23 protein-coding genes and 1 pseudogene are annotated in these 26,283 nt (G+C 41.3%); 11 read left to right on the plus strand and 13 right to left on the minus strand.

The window, feature by feature from the left end; all coding sequences use genetic code 11:
• The first annotated feature begins 1 nt into the window (after position 1).
• The 3 genes from N1I86_RS07325 to N1I86_RS07335 are packed head-to-tail and all read left to right on the plus strand — an operon-like array spanning position 2 to position 2,744.
• Complete coding sequence (locus N1I86_RS07325; RefSeq protein ID WP_004439492.1) at positions 2-1,408, plus strand: zinc ribbon domain-containing protein; 1,407 nt, start codon at positions 2-4, stop codon at positions 1,406-1,408.
• Entirely contained in the window at positions 1,408-1,665 is a 258-nt protein-coding gene (locus N1I86_RS07330; protein WP_341095718.1) for a hypothetical protein, read from the plus strand. Before N1I86_RS07325 ends, N1I86_RS07330 begins: the two co-directional genes overlap by 1 nt.
• The gene (locus N1I86_RS07335) at positions 1,653-2,744 is read left to right on the plus strand and encodes a glycoside hydrolase family 3 N-terminal domain-containing protein (protein WP_341095720.1); all 1,092 of its coding nucleotides are present in this window, start codon (positions 1,653-1,655) and stop codon (positions 2,742-2,744) included. Before N1I86_RS07330 ends, N1I86_RS07335 begins: the two co-directional genes overlap by 13 nt.
• A 133-nt stretch (positions 2,745-2,877) precedes the next feature.
• Here the strand turns inward: N1I86_RS07335 and N1I86_RS07340 are convergent, their stop codons facing one another.
• A complete protein-coding gene (locus N1I86_RS07340; protein WP_003352379.1) occupies positions 2,878-3,018 on the minus strand; it encodes a ribbon-helix-helix protein, CopG family in 141 nt (46 codons plus the stop codon).
• A gap of 87 nt (positions 3,019-3,105) precedes the next feature.
• Between N1I86_RS07340 and N1I86_RS07345 the strand changes: the two genes are divergently transcribed.
• Positions 3,106-4,218 carry an RNA-guided endonuclease TnpB family protein gene (locus N1I86_RS07345; RefSeq protein WP_003353982.1) on the plus strand — a complete coding sequence of 371 codons (1,113 nt, stop codon included), beginning with the start codon at positions 3,106-3,108 and terminating at the stop codon, positions 4,216-4,218.
• Between the two features lie 245 nt (positions 4,219-4,463).
• On the opposite strand, the gene N1I86_RS07350 is transcribed toward N1I86_RS07345, so the two are convergent.
• The 5 genes from N1I86_RS07350 to N1I86_RS07370 form a co-directional block, all read right to left on the minus strand.
• Positions 4,464-5,630 carry a glycosyltransferase family 4 protein gene (locus tag N1I86_RS07350; RefSeq protein WP_003352984.1) on the minus strand — a complete coding sequence of 389 codons (1,167 nt, stop codon included), beginning with the start codon at positions 5,628-5,630 and terminating at the stop codon, positions 4,464-4,466.
• Positions 5,631-6,118: 488 nt separating this feature from the next.
• The gene (locus N1I86_RS07355; protein WP_341095722.1) at positions 6,119-7,576 is read right to left on the minus strand and encodes an O-antigen ligase family protein; all 1,458 of its coding nucleotides are present in this window, start codon (positions 7,574-7,576) and stop codon (positions 6,119-6,121) included.
• A gap of 367 nt (positions 7,577-7,943) precedes the next feature.
• Complete coding sequence (locus tag N1I86_RS07360; RefSeq protein WP_341095723.1) at positions 7,944-9,041, minus strand: glycosyltransferase family 4 protein; 1,098 nt, start codon at positions 9,039-9,041, stop codon at positions 7,944-7,946.
• A 55-nt stretch (positions 9,042-9,096) separates the two neighbouring features.
• The gene (locus N1I86_RS07365) at positions 9,097-9,813 is read right to left on the minus strand and encodes a WecB/TagA/CpsF family glycosyltransferase (RefSeq protein WP_048624553.1); all 717 of its coding nucleotides are present in this window, start codon (positions 9,811-9,813) and stop codon (positions 9,097-9,099) included.
• Positions 9,814-9,829: 16 nt separating this feature from the next.
• The gene (locus tag N1I86_RS07370; RefSeq protein WP_003352990.1) at positions 9,830-11,113 is read right to left on the minus strand and encodes a nucleotide sugar dehydrogenase; all 1,284 of its coding nucleotides are present in this window, start codon (positions 11,111-11,113) and stop codon (positions 9,830-9,832) included.
• Between the two features lie 565 nt (positions 11,114-11,678).
• On the opposite strand from N1I86_RS07370, the gene murJ reads away from it, so the two are divergent.
• The 5 genes from murJ (at position 11,679) to N1I86_RS07395 (ending at position 18,359) form a co-directional block, all read left to right on the plus strand.
• A complete protein-coding gene (murJ, locus tag N1I86_RS07375; RefSeq protein WP_341095724.1) occupies positions 11,679-13,196 on the plus strand; it encodes a murein biosynthesis integral membrane protein MurJ in 1,518 nt (505 codons plus the stop codon).
• A 472-nt stretch (positions 13,197-13,668) separates the two neighbouring features.
• Positions 13,669-15,264, plus strand: coding sequence for an alpha-glucoside-specific PTS transporter subunit IIBC (locus N1I86_RS07380; protein WP_341095725.1), 1,596 nt, complete (start codon positions 13,669-13,671; stop codon positions 15,262-15,264).
• Positions 15,265-15,491: 227 nt separating this feature from the next.
• Complete coding sequence (locus N1I86_RS07385; RefSeq protein WP_341095727.1) at positions 15,492-16,826, plus strand: 6-phospho-alpha-glucosidase; 1,335 nt, start codon at positions 15,492-15,494, stop codon at positions 16,824-16,826.
• 110 nt (positions 16,827-16,936) lie between these two features.
• On the plus strand, positions 16,937-17,725 hold the full coding sequence (locus N1I86_RS07390; RefSeq protein ID WP_003352996.1) for a MurR/RpiR family transcriptional regulator: 789 nt from the start codon (positions 16,937-16,939) through the stop codon (positions 17,723-17,725).
• A gap of 115 nt (positions 17,726-17,840) precedes the next feature.
• The gene (locus N1I86_RS07395; protein ID WP_048624186.1) at positions 17,841-18,359 is read left to right on the plus strand and encodes a PTS sugar transporter subunit IIA; all 519 of its coding nucleotides are present in this window, start codon (positions 17,841-17,843) and stop codon (positions 18,357-18,359) included.
• 160 nt (positions 18,360-18,519) lie between these two features.
• Here N1I86_RS07395 and N1I86_RS07400 read toward each other — a convergent pair.
• The 4 genes and pseudogenes from N1I86_RS07400 to N1I86_RS07415 all read right to left on the minus strand — a co-directional run.
• Positions 18,520-18,794: pseudogene (locus N1I86_RS07400) on the minus strand (Bax inhibitor-1 family protein); the annotation flags it as partial.
• A 79-nt stretch (positions 18,795-18,873) separates the two neighbouring features.
• Positions 18,874-19,242 carry an EamA family transporter gene (locus tag N1I86_RS07405; RefSeq protein WP_341095730.1) on the minus strand — a complete coding sequence of 123 codons (369 nt, stop codon included), beginning with the start codon at positions 19,240-19,242 and terminating at the stop codon, positions 18,874-18,876.
• The gene (locus N1I86_RS07410) at positions 19,229-19,612 is read right to left on the minus strand and encodes a DUF2304 domain-containing protein (protein WP_003352999.1); all 384 of its coding nucleotides are present in this window, start codon (positions 19,610-19,612) and stop codon (positions 19,229-19,231) included. Before N1I86_RS07410 ends, N1I86_RS07405 begins: the two co-directional genes overlap by 14 nt.
• Positions 19,613-19,627: 15 nt before the next feature.
• Entirely contained in the window at positions 19,628-20,314 is a 687-nt protein-coding gene (locus N1I86_RS07415) for a glycosyltransferase family 2 protein (protein WP_341095732.1), read from the minus strand.
• Between the two features lie 87 nt (positions 20,315-20,401).
• Here N1I86_RS07415 and N1I86_RS07420 point away from each other — a divergent pair, with 87 nt between their 5' ends.
• Positions 20,402-21,598 carry a hypothetical protein gene (locus N1I86_RS07420; protein ID WP_341095734.1) on the plus strand — a complete coding sequence of 399 codons (1,197 nt, stop codon included), beginning with the start codon at positions 20,402-20,404 and terminating at the stop codon, positions 21,596-21,598.
• A 154-nt stretch (positions 21,599-21,752) separates the two neighbouring features.
• Here the strand turns inward: N1I86_RS07420 and N1I86_RS07425 are convergent, their stop codons facing one another.
• Complete coding sequence (locus N1I86_RS07425) at positions 21,753-22,400, minus strand: hypothetical protein (RefSeq protein ID WP_341095737.1); 648 nt, start codon at positions 22,398-22,400, stop codon at positions 21,753-21,755.
• Positions 22,401-22,608: 208 nt separating this feature from the next.
• Between N1I86_RS07425 and N1I86_RS07430 the strand changes: the two genes are divergently transcribed.
• Positions 22,609-23,940, plus strand: coding sequence for an IS4 family transposase (locus N1I86_RS07430; RefSeq protein WP_341094487.1), 1,332 nt, complete (start codon positions 22,609-22,611; stop codon positions 23,938-23,940).
• An 840-nt stretch (positions 23,941-24,780) separates the two neighbouring features.
• Here N1I86_RS07430 and N1I86_RS07435 read toward each other — a convergent pair.
• Positions 24,781-25,425, minus strand: a complete 645-nt coding sequence (locus N1I86_RS07435) for a Bax inhibitor-1/YccA family protein (protein WP_003353004.1) — start codon at positions 25,423-25,425, stop codon at positions 24,781-24,783.
• A 116-nt stretch (positions 25,426-25,541) separates the two neighbouring features.
• The gene (locus N1I86_RS07440) at positions 25,542-26,282 is read right to left on the minus strand and encodes a hypothetical protein (RefSeq protein ID WP_341095739.1); all 741 of its coding nucleotides are present in this window, start codon (positions 26,280-26,282) and stop codon (positions 25,542-25,544) included.
• Between the last annotated feature and the right edge of the window lies 1 nt (position 26,283).

Genomic DNA, 26,283 nt, shown 5'->3' on the forward strand with positions numbered 1-26,283 from the left:
TTTGGAAATTTATTGCAAGCAATGCGGCCAAAAATTAAAGCAAGGGCAAGGATTCTGCACTCATTGTGGCGCCGCAGTAGAAAACTCTGAGCCTGTCGGGCCGGAAACACCAAGCCCGAGCCGTAGATTGAAATCATTTTCAGGAAAAGGAATTTCTAAGAAAAGCAAAATCATTTTGTCCATATCTGTGATTGTATTGGCAGCCGCTTTTTTTGCTTACAAAATAGCGGAATCGAACCATAAACCGTCCAAATTAGTGGATCATTTCAATAAAACAGTCGAACAGGGAAATGCCAAAGAACTTGCCAACCTGTTCAATTCAGGCCAAACAGAAATGAAAGTTGACGAAGAGGGAGCCAAACAATTCATTCAGTATTTAAAGAAAAATCCGGATGAGTATACGAGCATGATCAAAAAGCTGAGGAATGATGCTCGTCTTTTGGAAAACGGGGTCGAAGTTGTAAAACCAGAAGATGAACCATTTGTCAGCATCGAAAAATCAGATAAAAAATGGAATCTGATTGACCAATACAAAATTGTTCCTCATCCGTTTTTTATTAAAGTAACGGTTAACCGAAATCATTCTCTTTTATACATTGACAACAAAAAAATGGGTTACATCGAAAAAGATAAAGAACGAACTTTCGGCCCCTTCCTGCCTTCGGAACATACGGTCAAAGCTTTTTATGAGGGAAAATACGCCAATGTTTCCGACAAAAAAGAGCTCGATCCGAAAACGGATGCAACCGATCATAATTTATACGCTGATCTGGATCTGACAGGGGATCACGTCACGATATATTCTGACTATGATGATGCTGTTGTTTATGTGAATGGAAAAAGCACCGGCAAGCGAGTGGGAGATATAGATGAGTTCGGCCCCGTGGAAACGGATGGTTCAACGAAAATTTCCGCAAAATTAAAATTGCCTGCCGGAACGTTCAAAAGCAATGAAGTGGCCATTCATGAACCTGATCAAGAAGTAGATCTCCATTTCGACAATCTTCCTCTCGCCGAAGATGCAGACGATATGGATAGCTTTACGGATAGTACAAATACTGCTAATGAGTTGGAAGACGTTTTAATGTCCCATTATGCGTATATTTCCAGCCACGAATATGAAAAAGCCTTTGATTTGTTTTCCGCTAGACAGAAACAAAAAAGAAACTATGATGATTGGGTAAACGGAATAAAAGACAATTATCAAAACGATGTTGATTCTTTTTCAGTCGTCTATTCAGACAGCAATCGGGCAACCGTCTCCTTCCACCTTACTTCATACGATTCCAAAGAAACAGGTACACTGAAACAAGAGTGGGAGGGAACATGGGGCATGGTGAAAGAAGGAGATCAATGGAAGTTAGACTCTCCTGCCATTAAAAAAATAAACTCAGAGGTTATAGAATAATGCAAAAGAAAAAGACTCTTTATATTCTTTGCGCCGTCATCGCAGCTGCATGTGCATTGGCTGTTTGGCATTTTCAATCTGTTCCCAACCCGGCTAAACTGGCCTCTGAAACAAACGAACAAAACAACAAAGAAAAGCGAGTTGATCAAGAACAAGAGCGGCTGAAAACAGCGAATGCCCAAATGGAGGCCAAGAAAAAAATCGATAAAATTCAAGACCTGAACGAAAGGTACCGTCAAGAATTTTGTGTAATGTAAATGGGGTAGGGTTTAAAAACCCTGTTCCAAACAAGGAAATTACCGATCTGATTGAACACAAATATATCGGCGGTGTTATCTATTATGATCGAAACATGAAATCGGCAAAACAAACAGCAGAATTGTCCAATTCGTTGCAGCAGTCTGCTCTTAAATCCAGCCCTTTTTCCATTCCGTTAATGATTGGAGTGGACCAAGAAGGCGGGGATATTCTGCGCATGAGAAATCATGTATCGCCTATCCCTTCCCAACAGGAATTAGGAAAATACGCTTCACCACAAGAAGTTTATTCGATCGCTAAACTCAATGGCGAAGAATTAGCGTCTATGGGTATTTCAATCAATTTCGCTCCCGTTTTGGATTTGTCGGCGAAAGATAGCCGCTCGCTTGGCAGCCAGCCCGAAAACGTTTATGAAAAAGGAACAATGGTGTTAAAAGGATTAAACGATTCCCATATTACCGGCGTCTTAAAACACTTTCCGGGAAACGGACGCAGTTCAATCGATCCGCATATTGATACGTCAAGCGTTAAAGCCAATCAACTCGACTTGGAAAACTCGGATATTTACCCATTTAAAAGGATCATCCAGGAAACGGATCCGCAAAACTTCTTTGTTATGGTGACACACTTAAAATATCCTGCCTACGACGCAAAAAAACCGGCAAGCTTATCGTCGATTATTATTCAAAAGCTGTTGAGAAACAAGCTTGGATACAAAGGAATCGTCGTCACCGATGATTTAGAAATGGGCGCAGTCAATAAATACTACTCATACAAAGACTTAGGAAAAGATGCCTTAAATGCCGGAGCAGATCTTCTCCTTGTCTGTCATGAGTATGAGCACCAATTGGAAGTGTATAACGGGATTATAGAGGCGGTTCACAAGGGAGAAGTGAAGCCATCACGCATTGACGAGGCCGTCAAACGAATACTGCTATTTAAGCTTTCCACCATTGACCAACCAATAGTGGATGCGAATAAAGCAGATCAAATAGTCGGCAGCCAACAACATGCCCTTATCATTCAACAATACAAACAAAATCACGGATTGTCTGAAGAAAAAACGAAACAACAATAGCCAAGAACAAAAAGGAGAACCATTATCCTTTTAACGTCTTTCCGAAAGAAGTCTCCCATCCTCTAGGAATGTGAAGGTGCGAATAGCACCAATGAGTAGGTGGGAGATGAATTTCGGTTGGCTTTAGCCAAAGTTATTTTTCCAATCCCTTTCTCAACAATTCTAAGATTGCGGCTGTTCTAGTTGGAATCCCATTTTCTTTTTGATATTGCTCCAATTTTTCTAATATCGTCTTAGGCATACGAATTTCTACACGTTCTTTCTCTTCTCTCATGATTATCACCTCATATTGATTGTACGGATTTTTTACGGTATAATCAATATATACGAAATTTTTCCGCACAAAGTGAGGTGAATTGATATGGCCAAGCAAAACAAAGCTTTCAAGTTTCGTTTGTTACCAAACAAAGAACAATCCGCATTATTAGCTAAGACATTTGGTTGTGTTCGCTTTGTCTACAATAAGATGTTAGCTGAACGCAAAGAAACGTATGAAAAGTTCAAGGATGATAAAGAATTGCTTAAAAAGCAAAAGTTTCCGACCCCTGCAAAATATAAAAGTGAATTTCCATTCCTAAAAGAAGTGGATTCTTTAGCTTTGGCAAATGCACAAATGAACTTACAGACTGCTTATAAGAATTTCTTTGAAGGAAATGCGGATTTTCCAAAGTTCAAAAATCGTAAAGCAAAACAATCCTATACAACTAATATGGTCAACGGAAATATTAAGCTAGAAAATGGTCATATCAAACTGCCAAAAATCAAAAAGCCAATAAAAATGAAACAGCATAGAGAGATACCTGCTGATTATAAAATCAAATCTTGCACTATTTCTAAAACAAAGACAGGCAAATACTACATTTCAATTTTGACAGAATATGAGAAAGATATTCGTCCAGTTAAAATACAGAAAGTTGTTGGTTTGGATTTTGCTATGGATGGTCTATATGTCGAGAGTGAACAGGGTAAGAAAGCCAATTACCCACGTTACTATCGGCAAGCCTTAGATAAATTAGCAAAAGCACAACGAATTCTTTCTCGAAGAAAGAAAGGTTCTGCAAGATGGGAAAAACAACACCTGAAAGTGGCTAAGCTACATGAAAAGACAGCGAATCAGCGCAGAAACTTTCTTCATCATAAGTCAAAAGAATTAGCAACAAACTATGACGCTGTGATTATTGAGGACTTAGACATGAAAGGCATGTCTCAAGCCCTCAACTTTGGAAAAAGCGTTCATGATAACGGCTGGGGGATGTTCACTACTTTCTTAGCGTATAAGCTAAAAGAACAGGGGAAACAACTTGTGAAAATTGATAAGTGGTTTCCCTCCACTAAGAAGTGTTCATGTTGCGGCAAGGAAAAAGAAATGCCATTATCTGAACGTGTATATAAATGTTCTTGCGGCTTTGTATTAGATCGCGATCACAATTCAGCAATCAATATCAAAAATGAGGGATTACGCTTATTAGCATAAAGAATAATAACTTTCGGAACGAGAGGGTTAGCTCGGTCAATTTTCTGTCATTAGACGGGATTACCCGAGAAGCCCCCACTTCAATCAAACCGTAAGGTTGATAAGTGGAGGGTAGTTCACTTGCTGCGGGTTTTGGAAGTTAAAATTGATCGGCCCGAAAACTCTTAATCGGGTTATCGGTCTTGATGTTGCAAGCGGTCCCCACGTTGACAGGGACCGCTTTGTTATTTCCATATCATCCAATCTTAAAGGGCTTTTAAATACACCGATTCATATTTTTTCGCTGCGGAGATATGGGAGTATTCCGACTCGATTTTTTGACGGGCTTTGGCTGCGAATTCCTCTCCTTTTTCAGGATGTTGGAATAAGTAAACAATAGACTCGACTAGTTCTTTGATGTTTTTCTCCTCCACGAGCAAGCCGTCTTCTTGGTGGTTGACAATTTCTTTTAAACCGCCAACCGCGCTGGCGATAAGAGGAGAGCCGGATCCCATCGCCTCTAAAGCAGAAATGGAAGTAGCCTCTTCTACCCCTGCAGAGTGGACGCTAGGAACTAATACGACATCAGAAAGGGCATAAAACTCCTTAATTTGATCGTGCGGAATGGCTCCCAAAAAGACAACATGATCGTTGAGACGGTTTTCTTCCACAATCTCTTTCAATTCATCCAACGCTTCTCCGCTGCCGGCATAAATCAGCTTGGTTTGAGGAAATTCTTTCAATACTTCAGGAAGCGCCAAGGCTGGATAAATAACCCCATTTTTTCTTGTCAGCCGGCGAGGCACAAATAAAACACGGTCATCCGCCGACAAACCATATTTCTTTCTATATTCATGTTTTTTCTCTTTATTCGGCTTAAATTGATGAATATCAATGAAATTCCGCACCGCGGTGGCGTCGATTCCGGAAACTTCTTTGACATACTCCTTCAAGCGCTGATCAACCGTGATGACTTTTCTCGCACCTCGATAGGCTTGTACTTCAATATCCTTCATGTATTCTTCTTCCGGACTGTTTTCCAGCAACGATCCCTTGCTGATGGACTCAAACGTCATATAGCCGTGAACAGTGGCCACTGTCGGAATACCTGTCGCCAATGCGGCTAATACAGTAAAAGGATCTTGAGCATTGATAAGGTCATATCCTTTTTGTTTATTGGCTTCGATCAACCCTTGAAGAAACTTGCGCCTCATCTTATGAGACCATACAATTCCTTTCCCTTTTTTGAACTTATTTAATAAGAAGCTCGGTCCTTGCGCCAGCGCTTTCCGCTTCCATGCAGGCACATCCGAAAAGGAAAGGATGTCCACTTGATGGCCAAGCTCCTCAAGTCCTGCTTTCAATGTCGTCACATGAGTGGACAGCCCTCCCGCATGAGGATAATCATAAGCCGTGGCGAGTAAAATTTTCATGATTTGCCTCCTCTTATTTATCAATAAAATGAATCTTTCATTCCATCGTTTCTCAGCTATCGCACGGGTGATCCTTTATGACTGTGCTTTCATGCTTTTTCCTTCTTCTTGCTTGCACAACAAAGAAAGATCATTCATCCGTGTCTACGTGATACATCATTAGGGCAGCACTTTCTTTATCCACGTTTCCCCTATATCACCTTTCTCTCTTGTAGGCGGATATAAACAAACGAGTGCACGTCTGAAAGAAAAACCGAATACTCAAAAAGCGCCGGCCATTCGCTTATCCACCTTACATATAAGAGTTTAGCAGAAAATAGTATCGCAAGCGATACAGAAAAAGAGAAAAGTTGTCCCTCTGCACCGGAAGAAAACGAAGGAACAGATCGAATTCCGCCAAAACCAAGAACGGATATAAACAAAAAAGGAGAGCAGGCCGCCAGCCATATACTCTCCTTTTTTCACAAAAATTTTTGCTGATACGTTTCTCATTTAAATCTTAAGGGGCGCCCAAACGTTTCTGCCGCCATAGAAGCCACTCCTCCAAGGATCATATAGAAATAGGCGGTGAACGTTTTGTCTTCCCAAATATTATAAAGCAGTCCGCAAACATAAACGGCAATTAATATCGAAATAAGCGCATCGGCGTACGGGGAAGCCGTATGTCTGTTTTTCCAGAGAAAAGCCAGCATTCCCAGCAGGAAAACGGCAAAGCCAACAACGCCAAGCACCCCTGTTTCGGCAATTACTTGAATATATTGATTATCCGAATAAATATTCAAGTTGATCCCATAATGTTTATAAATCGGCGATGAATACGATTTTGACGCTGAATCGCCAAATGTCGAAAATCCGGAACCAATAACAGGATGGTCTTTAAATATTTGCAGACCCTTTCTGACAATGAACAAGCGGCCGGTATTTTTACTTTGCTCGATCGTACTGCCTTCAAACGTCTCTTTCAGCCGTTTTTCCGCGTGTGATTCATCTCCTTGCTGATCAGGCGCCGCAATCGGCTTTTCTTTCAACACGTTCATATTCTGGACGAATTCCGTCGCTTTTGTCACCGGAATACTGATCACTATTACACTCAGCACGATGATCAGCAAAGCTTTCACAACGGTTTTCCAATTTCTCGACAAAGCCAAATAGGTGATCAAGCCGACGGCAAGGCCAATAGCCGTTCCTCTTGAATACGTCAAAATCCAAACACCCATCATCACAACTGAACCAATAAGGAGAAACAGCTTCGTTCTTTTGGAAACAAGGGTTGATAAATATAGCGTGCAAATAAAGGCGAGCGTTAAGTAAACAGCCAAAACATTTGGATTGTTAATCAACCCGTAAATGCGCTGCCGGTTTGTCGGTGAAATATAACGCTCCACCCATGTTTCCGGCATCAACAAAGTCCGCAATGATACTTTTTCGACAATTCCTTGAACGGAGAGAATCATAGACATAGTAAAAGTAATCCATAAAAAGCGGTGAATATCTTCTTTTTCAATCGACAGCCGCTTCACTGTATAGAAAATCAAGTATGTAATCACAAAAGCCCGAACTTGAAAAATAATAGCCCCTACGGAAACCCCCGTGATAAGCGCGGACACACAACCTATAAGAATGAACAAAAAGAATCCCCATTCAAACAGCGAAAATTGGAACATCTTTTTCCAATCGTTTCGTTGATCCCAAACCGCTCTTAAAAAGGCAGCAATGGCGATTAAATCACCGGCTATTTTCAAAGAGGGATTTATCTCTATTAAAAACGCCCTTGTTGGAAAGTAGATGAGCAAAAACAACAGACCGTCTTTCGGCCGAATAAACGCCAGCGCAGCTACTATGAGCGAAACGGCCAAACCGATCATACTGTTTGGAAAAAAGAGTGCCACCAAAACAAATAAAGCCATAACAAGGATGTATTGATACTTCTCTCGAAAACCAGCCATCTATTTGAACCTTCCTTTTACTCTATTTTTTCGACACGCAATGTTTGTCGAAATATTAAGGAAAAACGCAATTTTTCGCAAACACTACTTTTCCGATTATAAATGATTCCTAAGATGGTCGTCAACGACACAAGCGACTGGAATGAATGATGATTTACGCTCCGTTACGGAAAACGGGAATCCCTTTTACGATCATTCTTTCCTGCTAGACTTTTGGATCTAAAAGGAGCGCTTCTTCAACTGGAAAGGGCCGGATCCACCATGCTAAAACAGGATAACAACATCATTTATCCCCTGATCGATTCACAAAGCATGGAGGGATCAGACCCTCACACCATATGTCCTATCAGCATGTCACTTTCGACTGTTAAGACAGCAAACGTTCATATGTATTTCGAATCATTTCGTACAAATTCGTCAAGGAAAAATGTCGTGAGGCATGTTGGTAAAGGTCATCGCCCATCTTCGCCAACTCCCCTCTTTGCTTGCGGAAAATCGCTTCCTCCATTGCTTGACTGTAAAGATCGGCATCACCAGTCGGCACAATCCAACCGGTTTTTTCGTTCGTGATTAACTCATTTACTCCTCCCACATCGGTGGTGATGACGGGCAAGTGTTGATTGGCCGCTTCCAGCAGTGCCAAAGGAAAACTTTCGCTATAGGACGCCAACAGAGCCACATCCGACGCCGCATAAATTTCTTCAACATCTTTTCGAAAGCCGAGAAAGTGAACTTGACCGGAAAGGCCACGTCGGTCGACGGCTTGTTCCAACTCGCTTCGAATCGGACCGTCGCCGACAAAGAGCACTTTTACCTGTGAGTTTTCCAACTTTTGAAGAGCTTCCAATACGATTTCATGGCCTTTAATCGGATGCAGACGCGCCACCATGACAAACAAGACGTCATCCTTGTCCGCCCCAAGTTCGGCTCTGGGCACCGGAACTGCTTTTTCTTCTGTAAAATGAATGCCATTGTAAATAGTGGTAATGTGATCTCCACGAATGCCGGCGGCCATTAAATTTTTCTTAAACCGCTCAGACACCGCAAAGTAATGATCCATCTTTTTCACGGCATAAAGATGCAGCGCCGTGAAAATTTTTCCTTTCACTCCTGCTTTCATAAAATCGAGGGATGGATCGCTGTGAATCGTCGTCACCCAGCAAATTTTGGTTTTTTTCTTTAAATAAAGACCGAATAGATTGGCGCGAGGGCCATGAGTGTGCAGCAAATCAAACCGTTCTTGCCGAATATATCGGGCCAGTTTTTTTAAAACAGAAAGGTCATAGCGGGAAGTTTGCTGAAACACTTCGACATGAATGCCGTTTTCCCGGGCTTCTTTCGACAAAGCTCCTTCTTGGAAGACGGCCAAGACGACTTCATTCTTTGCAAATTGTTTTAAAAGGGTAATCACATGCTTGCGTGATCCCCCGGTTTCTCCTCCGCTGATAACATGGAGTACTTTCATCCGAACCCCTCCAAGTGGCGCTTTCTGCTTTTTAAAAGGCCAGCCATCTTCCTCTTCAACGACTGGCCAATACTTTCAGGACAAATTTCGGCAACGCCATTTGACGCTTTATCCGCTTTGGTTCTTTTATTAACCGATACAGCCATTCCAAGCCTGCTTTTCGGAAAAAGGCCGGGGCCCGTTTGACCATCCCGGAATAGACATCAAAGCTGCCGCCCACTCCTTGAAACACTTTCACATGCTTCAGCTCATTCATATGTTCTCTTATCCACAATTCCTGTTTCGGGCTTCCTAAAGCGACGAACAAAAGGACAGCTTTGGAATCGTTGATTTTTTGAATAAGAGCTGATTGGTCTTGAACATAGCCGTTTTCATAGCCGGAAATGATCAGACCGGGAATTTGCCGTTCCAAATTTTCTTTTGCTTTTGAGACAACTTCCTCTTTGGCACCGTACAAAAATACACCGTGCCCTTCCTCTGCGGCAAATCGAAGAAGCCGCCCCATCATATCAACACCTGTCACCCGTTCGCGAATTTTTCCACCTTTTAACTTGGAAGCAATAATCATGCCAACTCCGTCGGGTATTTGGTAAGTGGATTCATTGATTAATTCTTTTACAAGCGGGTCGCGGTTCGCCGCCATCACTTTTTCCGGATTGACAGCAATAACGGTCGATTTTTTCCCAGCGGCAATCCGCTTTTTAATGTCGGCAATGATTTCCTCATAAGTCAATGATGAAACGGAGACGCCTAAATATTGTTCCTTTTCCATTTTTGACATCCCTGCTTTATTCCTGAATTGCTTTTAATTTGGTCAAATCGCCGATTCGATGAAGGGTGATCCCCTCAGCGTCTTTTAGATTCGTGCAATTTTTCGTATCAAACACTACCGGCGTTTTCATACGTTGTTTTAATACGGCAGGATCCAGCTGTTTGAATTCATTGTGATCCGCTAAAATCACAACAAGATGAGCATCTTGAATCGCTTCTTCAAACGGAAGCAGCGTAAATGGCACTTGATCCGGTTGAACGTGCGGATCGTGAATCCGGATTTCATAGCGCGGATTTTGCATCAGTTTTTCTACTACTTCAAGAGCCGGACTTTCGCGGATATCGTCAATGTTGCCTTTGTAAGTCAGTCCACAAAGAGCAATCGTCGGTTTCGCCAATTCCGCCGTCAATTTCTCTACTTGCTCTACGACAAAATCAGGCATGGAGTTATTGATATCTCGAGACAACTTGATTAAGTTCGCTTCTTCCGGCGCCTTTTCTACGATAAAATAAGGGTCTACTGCCAAGCAATGGCCGCCTACGCCCGGACCAGGATGATGCAAGTTGACACGCGGATGCTTATTGGCCAGTTCAATTACTTTATGAGCATCCACTCCAAGTCGGTTGGAGATTTTGGCCAACTCATTGGCAAGGGCGATATTGACATCACGGAACGTATTTTCCATCAGTTTCGACATTTCCGCCGTCAACGCTTCGGTTTCAATGACTTCGCCTTTTGTCACGACTTTCCGATATACATCTGCCGCTTTTTTCGCTGCTTCCGGCGTCAGCCCTCCGACAATACGAGTATTTTCCACCAACTCGATTAAAATTCGGCCAGGAAGCACCCGTTCCGGACAGTGGGCAACATACACGTCTTTTCTTGGATCCAATCCTGCCTGTTCGATCAAAGGAGCGACAATATCATCCATCGTTCTTGGCGGAATGGTCGATTCCACAATGACGATATTGCCTTTGCGCAAATAAGGGAGGATCATCTTCGTCGCACTGATCACATAACTTACATCCGCGGTTTCGTCTTGATGAATAGGAGTCGGGACGGAAATGATAAACACATCCGCTTCTTCCGGTTGTGTAGATGCGCGCAATTTTCCTTTTTTCACCACTTCTTTGACGACATCTTCCAAACCGTTTTCTTCTATATGGATCCCGCCGCTATTTAACGTTTCCACCACTTTTTCGTTTACGTCTACACCTACGACATCAAAGCCTGCCTGCGCAAAAACTGCAGAAGTAGGAAGTCCGATGTATCCTAATCCCATTACGCATATTTTTTGCATGTGAAAGACCTCTCTTTATGATGATATTGAAAAACAAAAAATTTGTTTTTAATCGCAAAATTTATAAGCATAGTATTCAACTCAAATAGTATAGCAAATTCACTGATACTTTGCACTATTTACATTGAATGTTCATAAGGCTAATGATAAAATATAAACCATCTTGAACGGATTCCAATTATCCATTATTTGACTCTATCATTATAAATCATTTATAGAATTTAAAATTTGTATACCTTGTGAAATTGTTGGGGTTCCATCCACCTTGCAGGAAAATTTTCCTCGTCATAAAGGATGAAGACTGTTCTCCATCATAACCAAAATCAACCGTTCCCCGCCGCGTTGCAAAAACACGAGATCGTGTTTACTGCGAGGCGGCTTTTCTAGGTGGATTGATTGGATCGAAAAGTGGGCAGGACCGACGTTCCATCATTTATTGGAAATAGATTGCGCTGTTCCCAATTATATGACATATGAACATATGAACTCTTCCAACAGTCGTTACTTGTAGAACGGCTGCCTTTCCGGAAGGCTGTTGCATTTTATTTTGAAGAGGTGTCTCGTTATGTCCTTGAAAAAAACAGCCATTTGGCTGACTATTTTAGCTTTCATTGTTAAACTGTCGGGATTCCTGAGAGAAAGCATTATTGCGCGGGAATTTGGAGTCAGTCATCTGACGGACGGTTATATTCTTGCTTTCTCCTTTATCAGCCTGGCAATGGACATGATTTCCGGCGGTTTTAACAATGTTTTTTTGCCGTTGTATGTCAGCCATTTCAAAATGAACGCTAAACAAACGGAACGAAATGCGAATGGCGTCATGAATTTTACGGTTCTGCTTTTCCTCGTGATTACAGTGATCGGCTATTTCTTTGTTCCTGACATCGTGCCGTTCATTTATGGCCACATGGCACCACAGACAGAAAAAGTCGCTGTGGCTATCACTCAATTTTTCTTTTTATTTATGAGTTTAGTGGCATTAAGCGGAATTTTAGATTCCTATTTACAGGCGCATCGGGTGTTCGTCCCTTCACAATTCGCCAAGCTTGTCCAGCCGTTGACCAGTGCGCTTTTCGCTCTGGTGTTTTCCAGCTATTGGGGAATTAACAGTTTAGCTTACGGGTTTATCATCGGAACTTTCATCGGCGTGGTCATCCAATTCAGCTATCTGTATCGAACGGGATTCCGTTGGCAGCCTACTCTTCATGTAGACGCGACATTTCGGAAAACGTTTCTGGTGCTTTTGATCCCTTCGCTGTTAAACTCGGTTGTCAGCCAAACCAATCTGTTTGTCGATAAGGCGTTTGCTTCCAGCATTCCGGGGGCGGCTACTTATTTAAATTACGCATCGCTTATGACATCCGTCCCGCATAATATTTACGCCACTTCGATTGCGGCGATTATCTTTACGCTTTTATCCGAACAATTGGATGATCCGGAAAAGTTTCAAGATATTTTTTATACAGGAATGCAAATTTCTCTGGTTACCCTATTGCCCATTACGGCAGGAATTTATTTAGTCGGACAAGAAGCAATCGCTTTTTTATTCCAAAGAGGAAAATTTACAGCGGTGGACACGCACTACACTTATATGGCGCTTGTTTGCTTTCTGCCCATTATTGTCACGCAAGGCATGCAATATATCGTCTCTAAAGCCATGTACGCCTTGGGGAAAACAAAAATCATTTTCAGAGTGACCGTTACGACGATCCTGCTGAACGCACTGTTGGACTGGATTTTAATCAAACCATTAGGATATAAAGGGCTTGCTTTATCCAGTTCCATCGTTTCCTTCTATTACTTGATCGTCACGGCCATTGTGATTTATAAGGATTTTCATCCGTCCCAAAAAGTGCGGCTATTTCGATTGATCGTAAAAGCTTTACCGCCGACTATTGTGATGTCGGTCGTACTGATCGCCATAAAGGAAACGCTGCCGCTTTATCATCTTTATCCTTTATGGCAGATCCTGATTTTGGTGCCGCTCGGAGTCGTCTTTTACGTCGCAGGGCTGTATCTGTTTTATCGGGAAGGTTTCTACCAAATGCTGAATTTCTTAAAAAGAAAAAAACGTGCCGTTTAAACGGAAACGGGACAAGCATAAGCGGTGTGATCCGTTGCTTTTCAGGACTCTATTAAGATTCATCCAAAAGACAAAAGACGAGGAGCTGCTCCCTCGTCTTTTTCTTGGTTATCTTCCGCTATGAACGCTAATCATGGCTACGCCTGCCACAATGAGCAGCACGCCTGCTATTTTCCAACTTGTCAACGTTTCTCCGAAGAAGAAATCATTTGCTTGTCTGCAAGAATAAAGCCAAACTTCCATCCATATAGTGATCGATTAAGTCGATTGAGAAATTTCCCTCATTTTGAGAAAACGAACAATGAAAGTGATTACGAACAGTTTTCTGTCCCAATATTGTGAAAGAAAAAAAGCATGTGTTATAAAAATAAAGAAAGCGCTTTCGATTGTTATAAGATGCATCTTCGAATGGTGGCCATCCTTGTTTTTGCTCTTTTTAGATTATGAAAATAGGAAAAAGGAGTGAATGGGTATGATGCAAAAAATCCAGCGTTTTGGCGGGGCTATGTTTGTTCCGGTGCTGCTTTTTCCATTTGCCGGAATACTTGTAGGGTTGGCGACATTGTTTAAAAATCCCGACATCATGGGATCCATCGCCGATCCGCATAGCATGTGGTCTAAAATCTGGACTGTCGTGGAAGAAGGAGGTTGGACCGTTTTTCGGCAAATGCCGTTATTATTTGTCATAGGAATCCCAATTGGTTTAGCCAAAAAAGCGCATGCACGAGCATGTATGGAAGCTCTTGTTACCTATTTAACCTTTAACTATTTTATTAGCGCAATCTTAACTATTTGGGGAGATCAGTTTGGGGTGGATTTTCACCAAGAAATCAATGGCTTCAACGGTTTGACAATGATTGCCGGGATTAAAACCTTAGATACAAACATCATTGGGGCAATCGCTATTTCTTCTATCGTGGTTTTCCTGCATAATCGTTTTTTTGATACGAAATTGCCTGACTTTCTCGGGATTTTCCAAGGATCCTCTTTTGTTGTCATTGTTGCCTTTTTTCTCATGCTTCCCGTTTCTTTAATTACTTGCTATGCTTGGCCCATGGTTCAACATGGCGTTGCCTCTTTACAAGGATTTTTATCAAGTTCCGGAGTATTTGGGGTGTGGTTATATACCTTCTTAGAGCGCATTCTGATCCCAACCGGTTTGCATCATTTTATTTACGGTCCTTTTATTTATGGCCCTGCCGTTACGGAAGGAGGAATCGCCAAACATTGGATCGAGCATCTGCAAGATTACGCAACATCTGCCCACTCGCTGAAAGAGCTGTTCCCACAAGGAGGATTCTCTCTACATGGCATGTCTAAAATCTTTGGTATACCAGGTATCGCAGCCGCTATGTATGTGACTGCAAAACCCGAAAAAAGAAAACAAATTTTCGGACTTTTACTATCTGCCACTTTAACTTCCATTATTGCAGGCATTACTGAGCCCATCGAGTTTACATTTTTATTTATTGCTCCTTGGTTATTTGCCGTACATGCTGTGCTTGCGGCTACTATGTCCGCCACTATGTATGCATTTGGTGTTGTCGGAAATATGGGGGGAGGACTGCTTGAGATAGCTAGTTCAAACTGGATTCCATTATTTAAGTATCATAGTACAACGTATTTAACACAATGGGGAATTGGTTTAGCTTTTACAGCTATTTATTTCTTTGTTTTCCGATATTTAATTCTGAAATTTAATATTCCGACTCCAGGACGCGAAAAAGATGATGTAACAGAAACTAGATTGTATACAAAAGCTGATTACAAGGCGAAAAAGCAAAGCGGTGATCTAGTAGCCAACGAATATGCAGCCCAAGCAGCCCAATATTTAGAAGCACTAGGCGGCCCGGAAAATATTGTGGAGGTTACAAATTGTGCCACACGTCTTCGCGTAAGTGTGAAAGACGAATCAAAAATCACAACGGATAGTGTATTCAAATCCGCTGGAGCACATGGTATCGTTCGTAACGGAAAAGCCATTCAAGTCATTGTGGGTTTATCCGTTCCTCAAGTACGAGAACAATTTGAAAAAATATTAGCTGAAGAAAGCAGCAAAACTGGATGATCTTCATTACGAAAACGATCGTTTCTTAAAGGGGCGTATCCTTTTCGGCTCAACAGAAATTCAAAAATACAAAATATTAAAAATTATCTGTTTGAGAAAATGTTTACCTCATGTGAAAAAGAACAAAAAGTGTGATAAGGGACAGAATGATCGATTGGTATTGTTTGGCAATTTTTTATTTGATATAAGAAGAATGTAAGCGTTCACTACGAGAAGGAGGAAGAAAAATGAAAAAATTTTCTATTGTTATTGCTGGTGGAGGAAGCACTTTTACAGCCGGGATTGTATTAATGCTATTAGATCATTTAGACCAATTTCCGATCCGTAAATTAAAATTTTATGACAATGATAAAGAACGCCAAGATATCATAGCCGGAGCCTGTGAAGTTATTTTAAGAGAAAAGGCCCCAGATATTCAATTTATTGCTACTACAGATCCTGAAGAAGCATTTACAGATGTCGATTTTGTCATGGCTCATATTCGAGTAGGAAAATATGCCATGAGGGAATTAGATGAAAAAATTCCATTGAAATATGGAGTGGTAGGGCAAGAAACATGCGGACCAGGTGGAATTGCATATGGCATGCGTTCAATCGGCGGAGTGTTAGAGTTAATTGATTATACGGAAAAATATTCTCCCAATGCATGGATGCTCAATTACTCCAACCCGGCAGCCATTGTAGCAGAAGCCACCCGACGTTTACGTCCCAACTCAAAAGTGTTAAATATATGCGATATGCCTGTAGGTATCGAAAATCGAATGGCACAAATTTTGGGGTTATCTTCTCGTAAAGAAATGACCGTTCGATATTATGGTTTAAACCATTTTGGATGGTGGACGGATATTCGCGATAAAGATGGATATGATTTAATGCCTAAGTTAAAAGAACATGTCGCAAAATACGGATATGTTGTAAAAAATGATGATGCGGAGACCAGCTGGAATGATACGTTCTTAAAAGCGCGTGATGTTTTCGCTGTGGATCCGGACACTTTGCCAAACACATACTTAAAATATTATCTATATCCAGATTACGTAGTAGAACATTCTAATCCGAATTATACAAGAGCCAATGAAGTGATGGATGGCCGTGAAAAATTCGTATTTTCAGAGTGCCAAAAAGTCATTGAAAATCAATCAACTGAAGGATGCGCCCTTCATGTGGATGAACATGCCTCCTATATTGTGGATTTAGCCCGTGCCATTGCTTATAACACACATGAAAGAATGTTATTAATTGTTGAAAACAAAGGAGCTATTTCCAATTTCGATCCAACCGCCATGGTTGAAATTCCTTGTATCGTAGGCAGCAACGGTCCTGAACCGCTGTCCATCGGCGAAATACCACAATTTCAAAAAGGATTAATGGAACAACAAGTCTCTGTTGAAAAATTAGTAGTGGAAGCGTGGATCACAAAATCTTATCAAAAATTATGGCAGGCCTTAACTTTATCCAAAACTGTTCCTAGCGCTAAGGTGGCGAAGGAAATATTGGATGAATTAATGGAAGCGAATAAAGAGTATTGGCCTGAACTGCATAAAGAAGAAGTCACAGTGTAACATGAGATCAAATAAACGAAACAAAAAGTACAGACATCCATTTGTACTTTTTGTTTCACCCCTCTTTTTTGAAATTTTTGGTAAACTATTTCAAGAGGAGGGATTAAAAAATGAAAATTGAAGAGTTGATCAATAAGCATTATAACCAACTCCATGATAATGACCTTCATATTTTAAAATATATTTTAAACAACAAAAGCTCCTGCTATGAATTAGGAATCAATAGTTTAGCAGAGAAATGTAATGTTTCTCGCTCATCCATTTTACGATTAGCACAAAAACTAGGCTTTAGCGGATATAGCGAGTTTCGAGTATTTTTGAAATGGCAAGACCAAAAAGATCCGAATATCCACAAAAGTGGAGTGGAAATTTTAAGAAACGATATTCTTGAAACATTAAAATATGTGAAGAATACAGATTTTTCCGAAATATGCCGTTTGATCTATCATACTGAAAAAATATTTGTTTACGGAACAGGAACCGCTCAATTAAATTGTGCTTTCGATTTACAACGAATGTTTCTTCCCGTGCAGAAATATTTCCATGTGATCCAATCACAAACTGAGTTTGAAATGATCATCAAAGATTTAACATTGAACGATTTGATCATCATCATTTCGTTTTCTGGTGACACTCCATCCATTTTTCCAGCCGTTCAATCGTTAGTCGCAAAAGGAATCCCGTTTATTTCCGTCACGAATTTAAAAAACAATCGATTGGCAAGAATGACTCCATACAATTTATATGCCTATAGTTCATGCAACGAACTAAAGGATGGAACAAAACTGAATACGTTTTCTTCTTTCTTTATTGTTGGTGAAATGCTTTTTCACCATTATGTAGATTTTATGAAACAAAAAGAAAGTGATCAAAACGATGAACAAGGATCCATTCATTGAAAAGCACTCAAACTCAAAGGCATTCTTCTAAGACTTTTTGGAATACGGTAATCTCCCCTTTTCATGTTATGTTATTCTATCTTACTCAAACTATTCACGAAAGATGGGTTGAGACATGTTAAAAAATGTATTTCGTAAAAGAGCCAAAAAAGTGATTGAAGAATTATATTCTCCACTAAGCGGAGAAGTGATACCATTAGAGCACGTCCCTGACCCTGTGTTTGCTCAAAAAATGATGGGTGACGGTTTAGCCATTATCCCAAGTAGCGGAAAAGTGGTTTCTCCAACCAATGGGAAAATCGTGAAAATCTTCCCTACAAAACACGCCATAGGTCTCCTCTCAGATAAAGGATTGGAAATCCTTATACATATTGGCTTAGATACAGTAGAATTAAATGGAGAAGGATTTGAAGTATTCGTTCAAAATGGACAAATCGTAAAAACCGGAGAGCCTTTATTAAAGGTGGATTTGGAGTATTTAGAAAGAAAGAATAAAGAAATAGTAACTCCTGTGATCATTACAAACATACTTGAAAAAGTGGAAAGTTTGGAATACGCCGCTCATCACGTCGTAACAAAAGGAGAAATTTTGCTGACATGTCATGTGAAAATGTGGGAAAAAGAATCTCTTTAATACGATACAATATGGCGACTTACCCATACGGCTATCACAACGAAAACCAAATAAACGCATGGCAGAATGGACCAATGGCGAATATCAAAATGTTTAGTACAACAAAGAAAAGCCCGGCGGAGAAATCTCTGCCGGGCTTTGACAAGTTTCTTGACCGGTCTTAATCGTCTCTTCCCCAAATACCGAGGATTTGAAGAATATTGATAAATAAGTTAATGAAATCCAAAGACAGAGATAATGTTAATGCCGGAACCATTTCTTCCGTAATGTGACGGTGTTTCATTTGGTTGAAATCAAAAAGTATATAAAGAGAGAAAACGATGGACCCGATGACCGACTTGCGAGCATTCCACCGGAAGTTAACGGGCTAAAAATATTAAAAATGCTAATGAACACTAACGCTAATAAGGCGACAAATAAAATGGTGCCCAAAAACTCACTTGCTTTTCAGGACACTATTAAGATTCATCCAAAAGACAAAAGACGAGGAGCTGCTCCCTCGTCTTTTTCTTGGTTATCTTCCGCTATGAACGCTAATCATGGCTACGCCTGCCACAATGAGCAGCACGCCTGCTATTTTCCAACTTGTCAACGTTTCTCCGAATAAGAAATAGGCCCCAAACAATGCAAACACGTAGGCAAGCGATTGGATCGGGTACGCCACGCTTAACGGAACTTTCGATAAAATAAACAGCCACAACACCGTAGCAGCCCCGTACAAAATCAAACCGGTCAATATATACGGCGATAGCAGCAGCTTCAAAATCCCCAAAAGAGAGGAAAAACTTTGGCCGCTTTTCATCATCCCGTATTTCCATAAAAATTGTCCGCTCACCAATATGAGAGTGTTGACCAATATCAGCACAAAATTAATCGGCGTCATGGCGTTCCTCCTTTTCCGCTCTGAGCGAATGTTTCAGATCTTCCAGTTCTTTTTCTACATAGGCCAGTTCTTGAATGACTTTGGTCAACTTTGCCTGCTGTTTGGATAAAACAATCGTATGATACATCAGCAAAGTCAGCACGACGAAAAAAGCCGCCACAAAAATAAAAGACGGCATATACGAAATGCCAACGGCCCGTGCCAATCGATTTAAAACCGGAAGCAAACATGCAATCAAGATCGCCGCAACAGACAAAACCAGCCAAAGGAACGCCTGCTGATCCTGCAGTTTATTTTTGGAAGTCAGCCACACGACTTGCACGAAAAACAACATGGCCATGACAATCGAAATGATTTGCACAAACCCCATATACATAACGCTCCTTTAAAAAACCGATCGAATTAAAGAAAAAAACGTGACTTTTAACATATAGTAAATGGATCGAAACGGTGTAATGGAAGATCGTCCGCCTTGCCGTTCATTCATTTCCACTTTAATCTCTTTTATTTTGAAATGCCGGTGCGCCAATTTCACCAATACTTCCACTTCCGGATAGTCAACCGGATAGTGGCGGACAAACTCTTTCATTACTTTGCGGTTGACAATGCGGTAGCCCGATGTCGGATCGGTTACTTTAATGTGAGCAATCCATTTTAACATATAATAAAAATAATAAATGCCCAATCTCCTGATCCAACTGCCTTTATACCCGGTTTTTTCCACAAATCGAGACCCGATGACCATATCGTAATCGGAGCCGGTGATGGCCTGCACTAATTTTTCCAAGTCTTTCGGATCATGTTGGCCGTCGGCATCCAATTGGATCGCATAATCGTATCCGTTCCTGTACGCATAAATATAGCCGGTTTGCATCGCTCCGCCGATTCCAAGATTCGCCGCCAGACTGATATGGGGAATTTGATGTTCGTTTAAAATTTCTTCCGTCCGATCGGTGGACCCATCATTCACGACAATAAAATCATAGCTGCAGGAGTTTCGAAGCCGGTTTACAGTATGGTGTATCGTGTCCTCTTCGTTGTAGGCAGGGATGATGATCAAGATTTTTTCCATAAGACAAAATCCTCCGGCTCTGTAAATTCAAAGCAGAATTTTCATGATATAATGCAAATGAAAAATGACAATAGAAAGGATCTCCATATGCCAACGATTCATAAACGAAACATAATCGGTTATGTATTCTTGTTTCTTCTTACAGAAGCAATACTACTTTTTTATTTATATCAAACCGGAAAACAATTCTTTCGCATTACTCCGGATGGTCAGCTTTATTTTAATATAGCCGAAAATTTCGTCAAGGGAAACGGGATGATCAACACCGTCCGCAAAGAGGACATTATTGTGCCCCCGCTGTTCTCCATTTTTTTAGTGCCGTTTGCGTTTTTCCACAGCGCTAAACTTTTTATTCTTTTTCAGTATGTCGTTTACGGATTCAACGGCGTCCTTCTTGCCTTTTTGGGAGAACAATTGTTTCACCGTTTCAAATCGGGCATGGCGGCCGGGCTTCTGTATGCTGTTCATCCTGTCTTGTTGTTGAACGGTCCGCAATATTTGCTGACAGAAACGCTTTTTATTACGTTTATTCTCTTGATCCTATACAGCATCTTGCGCTTTATTCGCGACGAAAAGAAAACAAAATGGCTGATAACGTCCGTAGCGCTTTTGTCGACTAGCTTATTATTCCGGCCTCATCTTATGTATGTGTTTTTGCTGCTCGGCCTGTTATGGCTCCTATATTGGCGGACAAAAAAATTGCGAGCCGCGACGATTCTCGCCTTTTTGATTCCCGTTGTTTGTTTAGCCGCCAATGGGCTTCACAACTGGTCTCTTCACGGGAAATTTGTGCTTTTGGAAAACTATAGCGGGCAAAATCTATATATCGCCAATAATCCTCATACGAAAGTGGCGTTCTTTGCAACGACCATCGTCGACCAATTTGTAGAGCCTGAGTATTTTTCATACAGCCGATTGAGCTTATCAGAAAAAAGCGAGTTGTTAAAAGAAAAAGCCGTTCATTACATGCTCTCTTACCCCGGCGAAACGATCAAACGGCTTGTGCTGAAAACCGGCCTGTTCTTCCAAGGGATTGACGCCCTCGATTGGATGACTCTCTTCATCAGCATAGCCGGAATCATCTGGAGTTTATGGAAAGAAAAGAAAATGCGGCTGGAAATTTTATTTCTGATCTTATTTATACTGGGATTTGCCGTTTTGACTTCCCTCGGTCTACTCGTCGGTGGACAACGCTACCGCGTTCCGATTATTCCGGTCTATCTGCTCTTTGGCGGCTACTTTCTCTCTTCTCTTTTGCCAAGACAGTTATTCCGCGGGAAATAATGAGAATACCGATCAACACCTGGCCCTCACTCCATCCATATAGCGATGAGAGGAACCGGAGCGGCCAGGTGTATACGATCCGATTTCTAAACATCATAATTTTTTGAATAATATAAATTTGCAAAGTCCTTTAGATGCCCGCAATATGATTGGTTTACAGCGATAAATCCTTGTTGGTTTCTTGATGTTTGGGCAACATTTTAAGAAATCGAATATATAAAATAGACACGACAAGATACCCCACTAAATAATAGAAAGAAAACAGATCGATTTGTCGGACGATCATGGTGCGGACCGCAAAGAGAACAAAAGGCAGCACAAACATCCAAGGGATGAATCTCATCGTTTTTTGAAAATGAGAGAGAAGGGTTCTATTCCACGTGAACTTTCCGAATAGGAGATAGATATTCCCTATAATAAATCCGATCACAAAAGGCAAAATGGCAGAAACATTGATGAACCCTAACAAAATGGGCACCGAAAGAGCCCCAAAAGAACCTGTGGCTAACACGGTGGAGTAGCTGAGCTTTATGACATGATGATTCAAATCTTCCCTATCATACTCTTTTAAAAGATCAGCCGCCAATTCATTCGGAGACAAAAATTCCATTAACACACTCTGAGGAATTTCTTCCGGACTAACCCCTTTCTTTTCTTTTTCCAATGCCTTTTCATATAAATCAGAACGAACCTTTTGAATAAAGGGGTGTTTTACACCTGGAGGCAAATCATGCAGCCTTTTGCACACATCATCAAGATACGATTGAACCAGCTGATGGGAGAAAAAACGATCTTTTCTCATTTCCGCACCTTTCCTTATTAGAAATTTCAGGATCTCTTTATTATGACCATACTTCCTTTTAAACCTTGCGTCATATCAGCGAACGCGAATCGAGTAGGAGGGGGTGATTAACCCCATAGCCATCAAGTTAAGAATTTGATCTTTTTTCAGCGCCAAAAACATGGTATCCTTTCTAACGAAAATCATCGTTGGAAAGGATTATTTTTTGATGGAAAAAAAGATGAAGGCATGGATAAAAACGATTCGTCAACTCTTCTCCTATGAAGAACTGACTCGTCTGGCACGGAAAGTCGGATTCATTCAGCGGCAGCGTTCATTAACAGCGGAAGCCTTTCTGACGCTATGTGCTTGGGGAGACGGATCGCTCGCCTGTCAGTCGCTTCAGCGGTTGTGTGCCGATTTGGCGCTCTGGCATGATTGCTCTCTCTCGAATGAAGGACTGAATCAGCGGTTTACGCCTCGTGCCGTGGCGTTTTTAAAAGAGGTCTTTTTTACTCTCCTGATGCATCAACGTCCGGCACTCTCTTCCATCACCGAAACGTATCGCGCTTGTTTCACCCGTCTGCGGATCTTAGACTCTACCAGTTTTTTACTTCCGACCGACTATGGTGAGGACTATCAAGGTTCGGTTTCATCTGGCGCCAAAATCCAATTTGAGTATGAGCTGTTATCGGGAACCTGTCTTCAGCTGTGCGTCCAACAGGCCAATGATTCCGATGCCCGTTTTGCTTATCATACCCAGCACACGATTTTACCGAATGACCTTTGCATTCGGGATCTGGGGTTTTTTTCACTCGCCACGCTGGCGGAGATTGATGCTCGAGGTGCTTATTATATTACCCGGTTGCGTTCCGATATCAAAGTCTATATCAAGCAGGACGGGGAGTGGCACGAATGGGATTGGGAATCGATAGGAAATCGATTGGGCGAGGGGGAAGCCGTGGAAGTGGAACACGTGTATATCGGACACCAACGCCTGTATGTTCCGCGTCTGATTTTTCGCCGTCTCACGGCGGAAGAATGGGAAAAACGGCTGGCGTACGTGCGGAAAAAGGAAAAAAAGAAAGGGAAGGCGCTGTCACGCCAAACCCTTGAACAAAAGAAATATCACATCTTACTGACCAATTTACCACAAGAATCGTTTGATGCGCAACAAGTTTATGAGCTGTATTCGCTGCGCTGGCAAGTGGAGCTGTTATTTAAGGGCTGGAAATCCTTATTTGATCTTGACCGTGTCAAAAAGATGAAGAAGGAACGATTCGAATGCCACTTATATGGGACATTGATTGCCATTTTAGTCACGCAGACTCTTCTGTTCCAAGCCCGAAGGTATTGGCATCAACGGGAGGGAATCGAGATCAGTGAATGGAAAGCGCTTAATATCCTCCAATCGTATTGGCATCGGTTTCTTTTGCATCCCCAAGCGATGGAAACCGCCCTTCCATCTCTCCTGTCTCTGTTAAGGAAACACGCGAGGAAAGACCGAAGGAAAGGAGAGGAAACGGTATCGGATCTTTTAAAGAAATTGGGGATATGGTAGTGTGGGTCATGGATATAATTGCCAAATAACCCTCTTCTTGAGGGTTATTTGGCATGCCCAGCATTTGGTTTTCTCTTCATCCTTTGATTGATTTTTCGAACATGCGTATCATCCTAAAAAATTTTATACCGCTAACTTGACGGGTATGGTGATTAACCCCCGTCCTCTCACACCACCGTACGTACGGTTCCGTATACGGCGGTTCAATTAAGATCATTGACGCAAGTCTTTATAACTTCCGTGAATAGCTGTTCTCTTTATGCCAGTGGTCACTCCACCCTCCAAGAGGTCTCCCACGGGATTCACCGCTTCCTCCCTCAAGTGAGGTACTACGTTTTCTGTGTTCATCATGACTCACTGAATACCAAGGGCTATTCTCTCTTAATTGTTCGGTCCTTCTTAGTTGTTCTAGACCAACTAATACTATGACCTCTGCTGACTTCTGACGGTTCAGCTACTTATCACTAAGTAGGTTATGAAGAGTACTTCACATATCCGCCAGACCTCCCCGGGTAAGTACATGCACTTTCACACCATCTATCCGCCTCATTTACTCGATATGACCTTCGACAGAAAGAGCTTTGTTTTGTTATGCAAACTCACTCCATCATACCTAGCCTTATATGAGGTTCGTGTTCCTCGGTCCGGTGTTTTGCCTCCAGCTTCCTTCAGATTCCGCGTCACCACGGACACCCTTGCTCTTGGCTAACCTCTACTTCTGTCTTCGGGGGTCGGGACTTACACCCTATAGTTCATGTACATGCCGGGCGCACATAAAGGAAAAGCCCCACAGAGATTTCTCTGTAGAGCTTTTGACATATTGCAGGCCGCGAAAGCAGCCTAATCTTTGCTTTGCCAAATGCCGAGGATTTGAAGAATATTGATAAATAAGTTAATGAAATCCAAATACAGAGATAATGTTAATAACGGAACCATTTCTTCCGTAATGTGATGGTGTTTCATTTGGTTGAAATCAAAAAGTATATAAAGAGAGAAAACGATGGACCCGATGACCGAGTATGCGAGCATTCCACCGGAAGTTAACGGGCTAAAAATATTAAAGATACTAATGAACACTAACGCTAATAAGGCGACAAACAAAATGGTGCTCAAGAACGATAAATCTTTTTTAGTGACGGCCCCGATCAAGCCCATGACGGCAAATATCCCGAATGTCGAACCAAAAGCCATCAAAACAACTTGCGCACCAGCTGCGGAAATATAATGGCTCACGATCGGATAAGTGGTGATTCCGGAAAGGAAGGTAAAAACATAAACAAACGTATAGCCGACGCTTTTGCTTCTTCTTAACAAAAACGCTGCGAAAATCATGACAAATTCCGCTACGGCCAACGGAAACATCAATACCGGAGGAACAAATTTCCCTGCATACATACCGACCGTTGCGAATAATAAAGAAATCACAAACGTCACAAGAACTTTTTGAAACATCGATCTTCGGTTTACTTGAACAACATCTATCATCAAACATCCCTCCTTTCTTATATTATACTTTTGTTCCTATATTATTTCCATTCTTTGTATAAAAGATGAATCTCTACTATCTACACTTTATTTTTATTTTCCATTATAGTCATCTTTTAAGAATTCATCCCCCATTGGAATAACTCATCTCGTCCAATTAAATAAAATGAATGCTCCTTTTTCCATAAACCTAGACGCTGTAACTTAAAGCGTATTAATTCTTTATTATCAAAAGATACCAACAATATCGAATAATTGAGACCTGCAGTATTTAACTCATTTGCTAGTAACTGTAAATATTTAATGTCTTTCGTATGGAAGGCTTCTGGGCTGAATTTAACCTCTGCAAACTCTCCCACTTCTCCATCCCAAAATCCAGCATCGACCGTTTGCCGATAAACATCGCTGTCATCTTCTTTTTTATAAGAAAACGACGGAATATATTTTACCGGTTTGCCATCAACCACTACCATTACCCCATATCCAAAAACACCTTTTTTACCACTGTGCCTTAAACTAAAGACTTTTTCAAATAACTTTTCCGGAACTAGCCCGCGCATTTTTTTTCGATCTTCTTCATTTTGGCACACTGAAAAGAATTCATGAGTTAAATTAATCAATTGTAAAGTATCTGGAGCTGCTTTTTTGCGATTAGGAGCTATGGCTTGAGACCATCTTTGGAGTTTTGTTTTATAATTATCAAGCGTCCATGTACTGCTGATCCTCATAAACTCACAAAAAGGCCTAAATTGACTTCTATAAGTAAATAAAAATTCGGCAATCTTTTTTGCCGTTGGTTCAAGATTAGGGTATGGATAATCTGAATGGCAGAATTGTATTCGCATCAAAGCATTCAAT

This window comes from Bacillus sp. FSL W8-0116, assembly GCF_038003825.1.
Lineage (GTDB): Bacteria > Bacillota > Bacilli > Bacillales > DSM-4216 > Bacillus_O > Bacillus_O smithii.

Bases quoted from the DNA above. Each gene is read 5' to 3' on its own strand.
- N1I86_RS07385 (WP_341095727.1), top strand. From the start codon at position 15,492: ATGAAAAAATTTTCTATTGTTATTGCTGGTGGAGGAAGCACTTTTACA.
- N1I86_RS07410 (WP_003352999.1), bottom strand. From the start codon at position 19,612: ATGGGGTTTGTGCAAATCATTTCGATTGTCATGGCCATGTTGTTTTTC.
- N1I86_RS07350 (WP_003352984.1), bottom strand. From the start codon at position 5,630: ATGAAAATTTTACTCGCCACGGCTTATGATTATCCTCATGCGGGAGGG.
- N1I86_RS07340 (WP_003352379.1), bottom strand. From the start codon at position 3,018: ATGAGAGAAGAGAAAGAACGTGTAGAAATTCGTATGCCTAAGACGATA.
- N1I86_RS07405 (WP_341095730.1), bottom strand. From the start codon at position 19,242: ATGACGCCGATTAATTTTGTGCTGATATTGGTCAACACTCTCATATTG.
- murJ (WP_341095724.1), top strand. From the start codon at position 11,679: ATGTCCTTGAAAAAAACAGCCATTTGGCTGACTATTTTAGCTTTCATT.
- N1I86_RS07390 (WP_003352996.1), top strand. From the start codon at position 16,937: ATGAAAATTGAAGAGTTGATCAATAAGCATTATAACCAACTCCATGAT.
- N1I86_RS07370 (WP_003352990.1), bottom strand. From the start codon at position 11,113: ATGCAAAAAATATGCGTAATGGGATTAGGATACATCGGACTTCCTACT.
- N1I86_RS07415 (WP_341095732.1), bottom strand. From the start codon at position 20,314: ATGGAAAAAATCTTGATCATCATCCCTGCCTACAACGAAGAGGACACG.
- N1I86_RS07330 (WP_341095718.1), top strand. From the start codon at position 1,408: ATGCAAAAGAAAAAGACTCTTTATATTCTTTGCGCCGTCATCGCAGCT.
- N1I86_RS07345 (WP_003353982.1), top strand. From the start codon at position 3,106: ATGGCCAAGCAAAACAAAGCTTTCAAGTTTCGTTTGTTACCAAACAAA.
- N1I86_RS07395 (WP_048624186.1), top strand. From the start codon at position 17,841: ATGTTAAAAAATGTATTTCGTAAAAGAGCCAAAAAAGTGATTGAAGAA.
- N1I86_RS07425 (WP_341095737.1), bottom strand. From the start codon at position 22,400: ATGAGAAAAGATCGTTTTTTCTCCCATCAGCTGGTTCAATCGTATCTT.
- N1I86_RS07430 (WP_341094487.1), top strand. From the start codon at position 22,609: ATGGAAAAAAAGATGAAGGCATGGATAAAAACGATTCGTCAACTCTTC.
- N1I86_RS07380 (WP_341095725.1), top strand. From the start codon at position 13,669: ATGATGCAAAAAATCCAGCGTTTTGGCGGGGCTATGTTTGTTCCGGTG.
- N1I86_RS07355 (WP_341095722.1), bottom strand. From the start codon at position 7,576: ATGGCTGGTTTTCGAGAGAAGTATCAATACATCCTTGTTATGGCTTTA.
- N1I86_RS07435 (WP_003353004.1), bottom strand. From the start codon at position 25,425: ATGATAGATGTTGTTCAAGTAAACCGAAGATCGATGTTTCAAAAAGTT.
- N1I86_RS07360 (WP_341095723.1), bottom strand. From the start codon at position 9,041: ATGAAAGTACTCCATGTTATCAGCGGAGGAGAAACCGGGGGATCACGC.
- N1I86_RS07365 (WP_048624553.1), bottom strand. From the start codon at position 9,813: ATGGAAAAGGAACAATATTTAGGCGTCTCCGTTTCATCATTGACTTAT.
- N1I86_RS07420 (WP_341095734.1), top strand. From the start codon at position 20,402: ATGCCAACGATTCATAAACGAAACATAATCGGTTATGTATTCTTGTTT.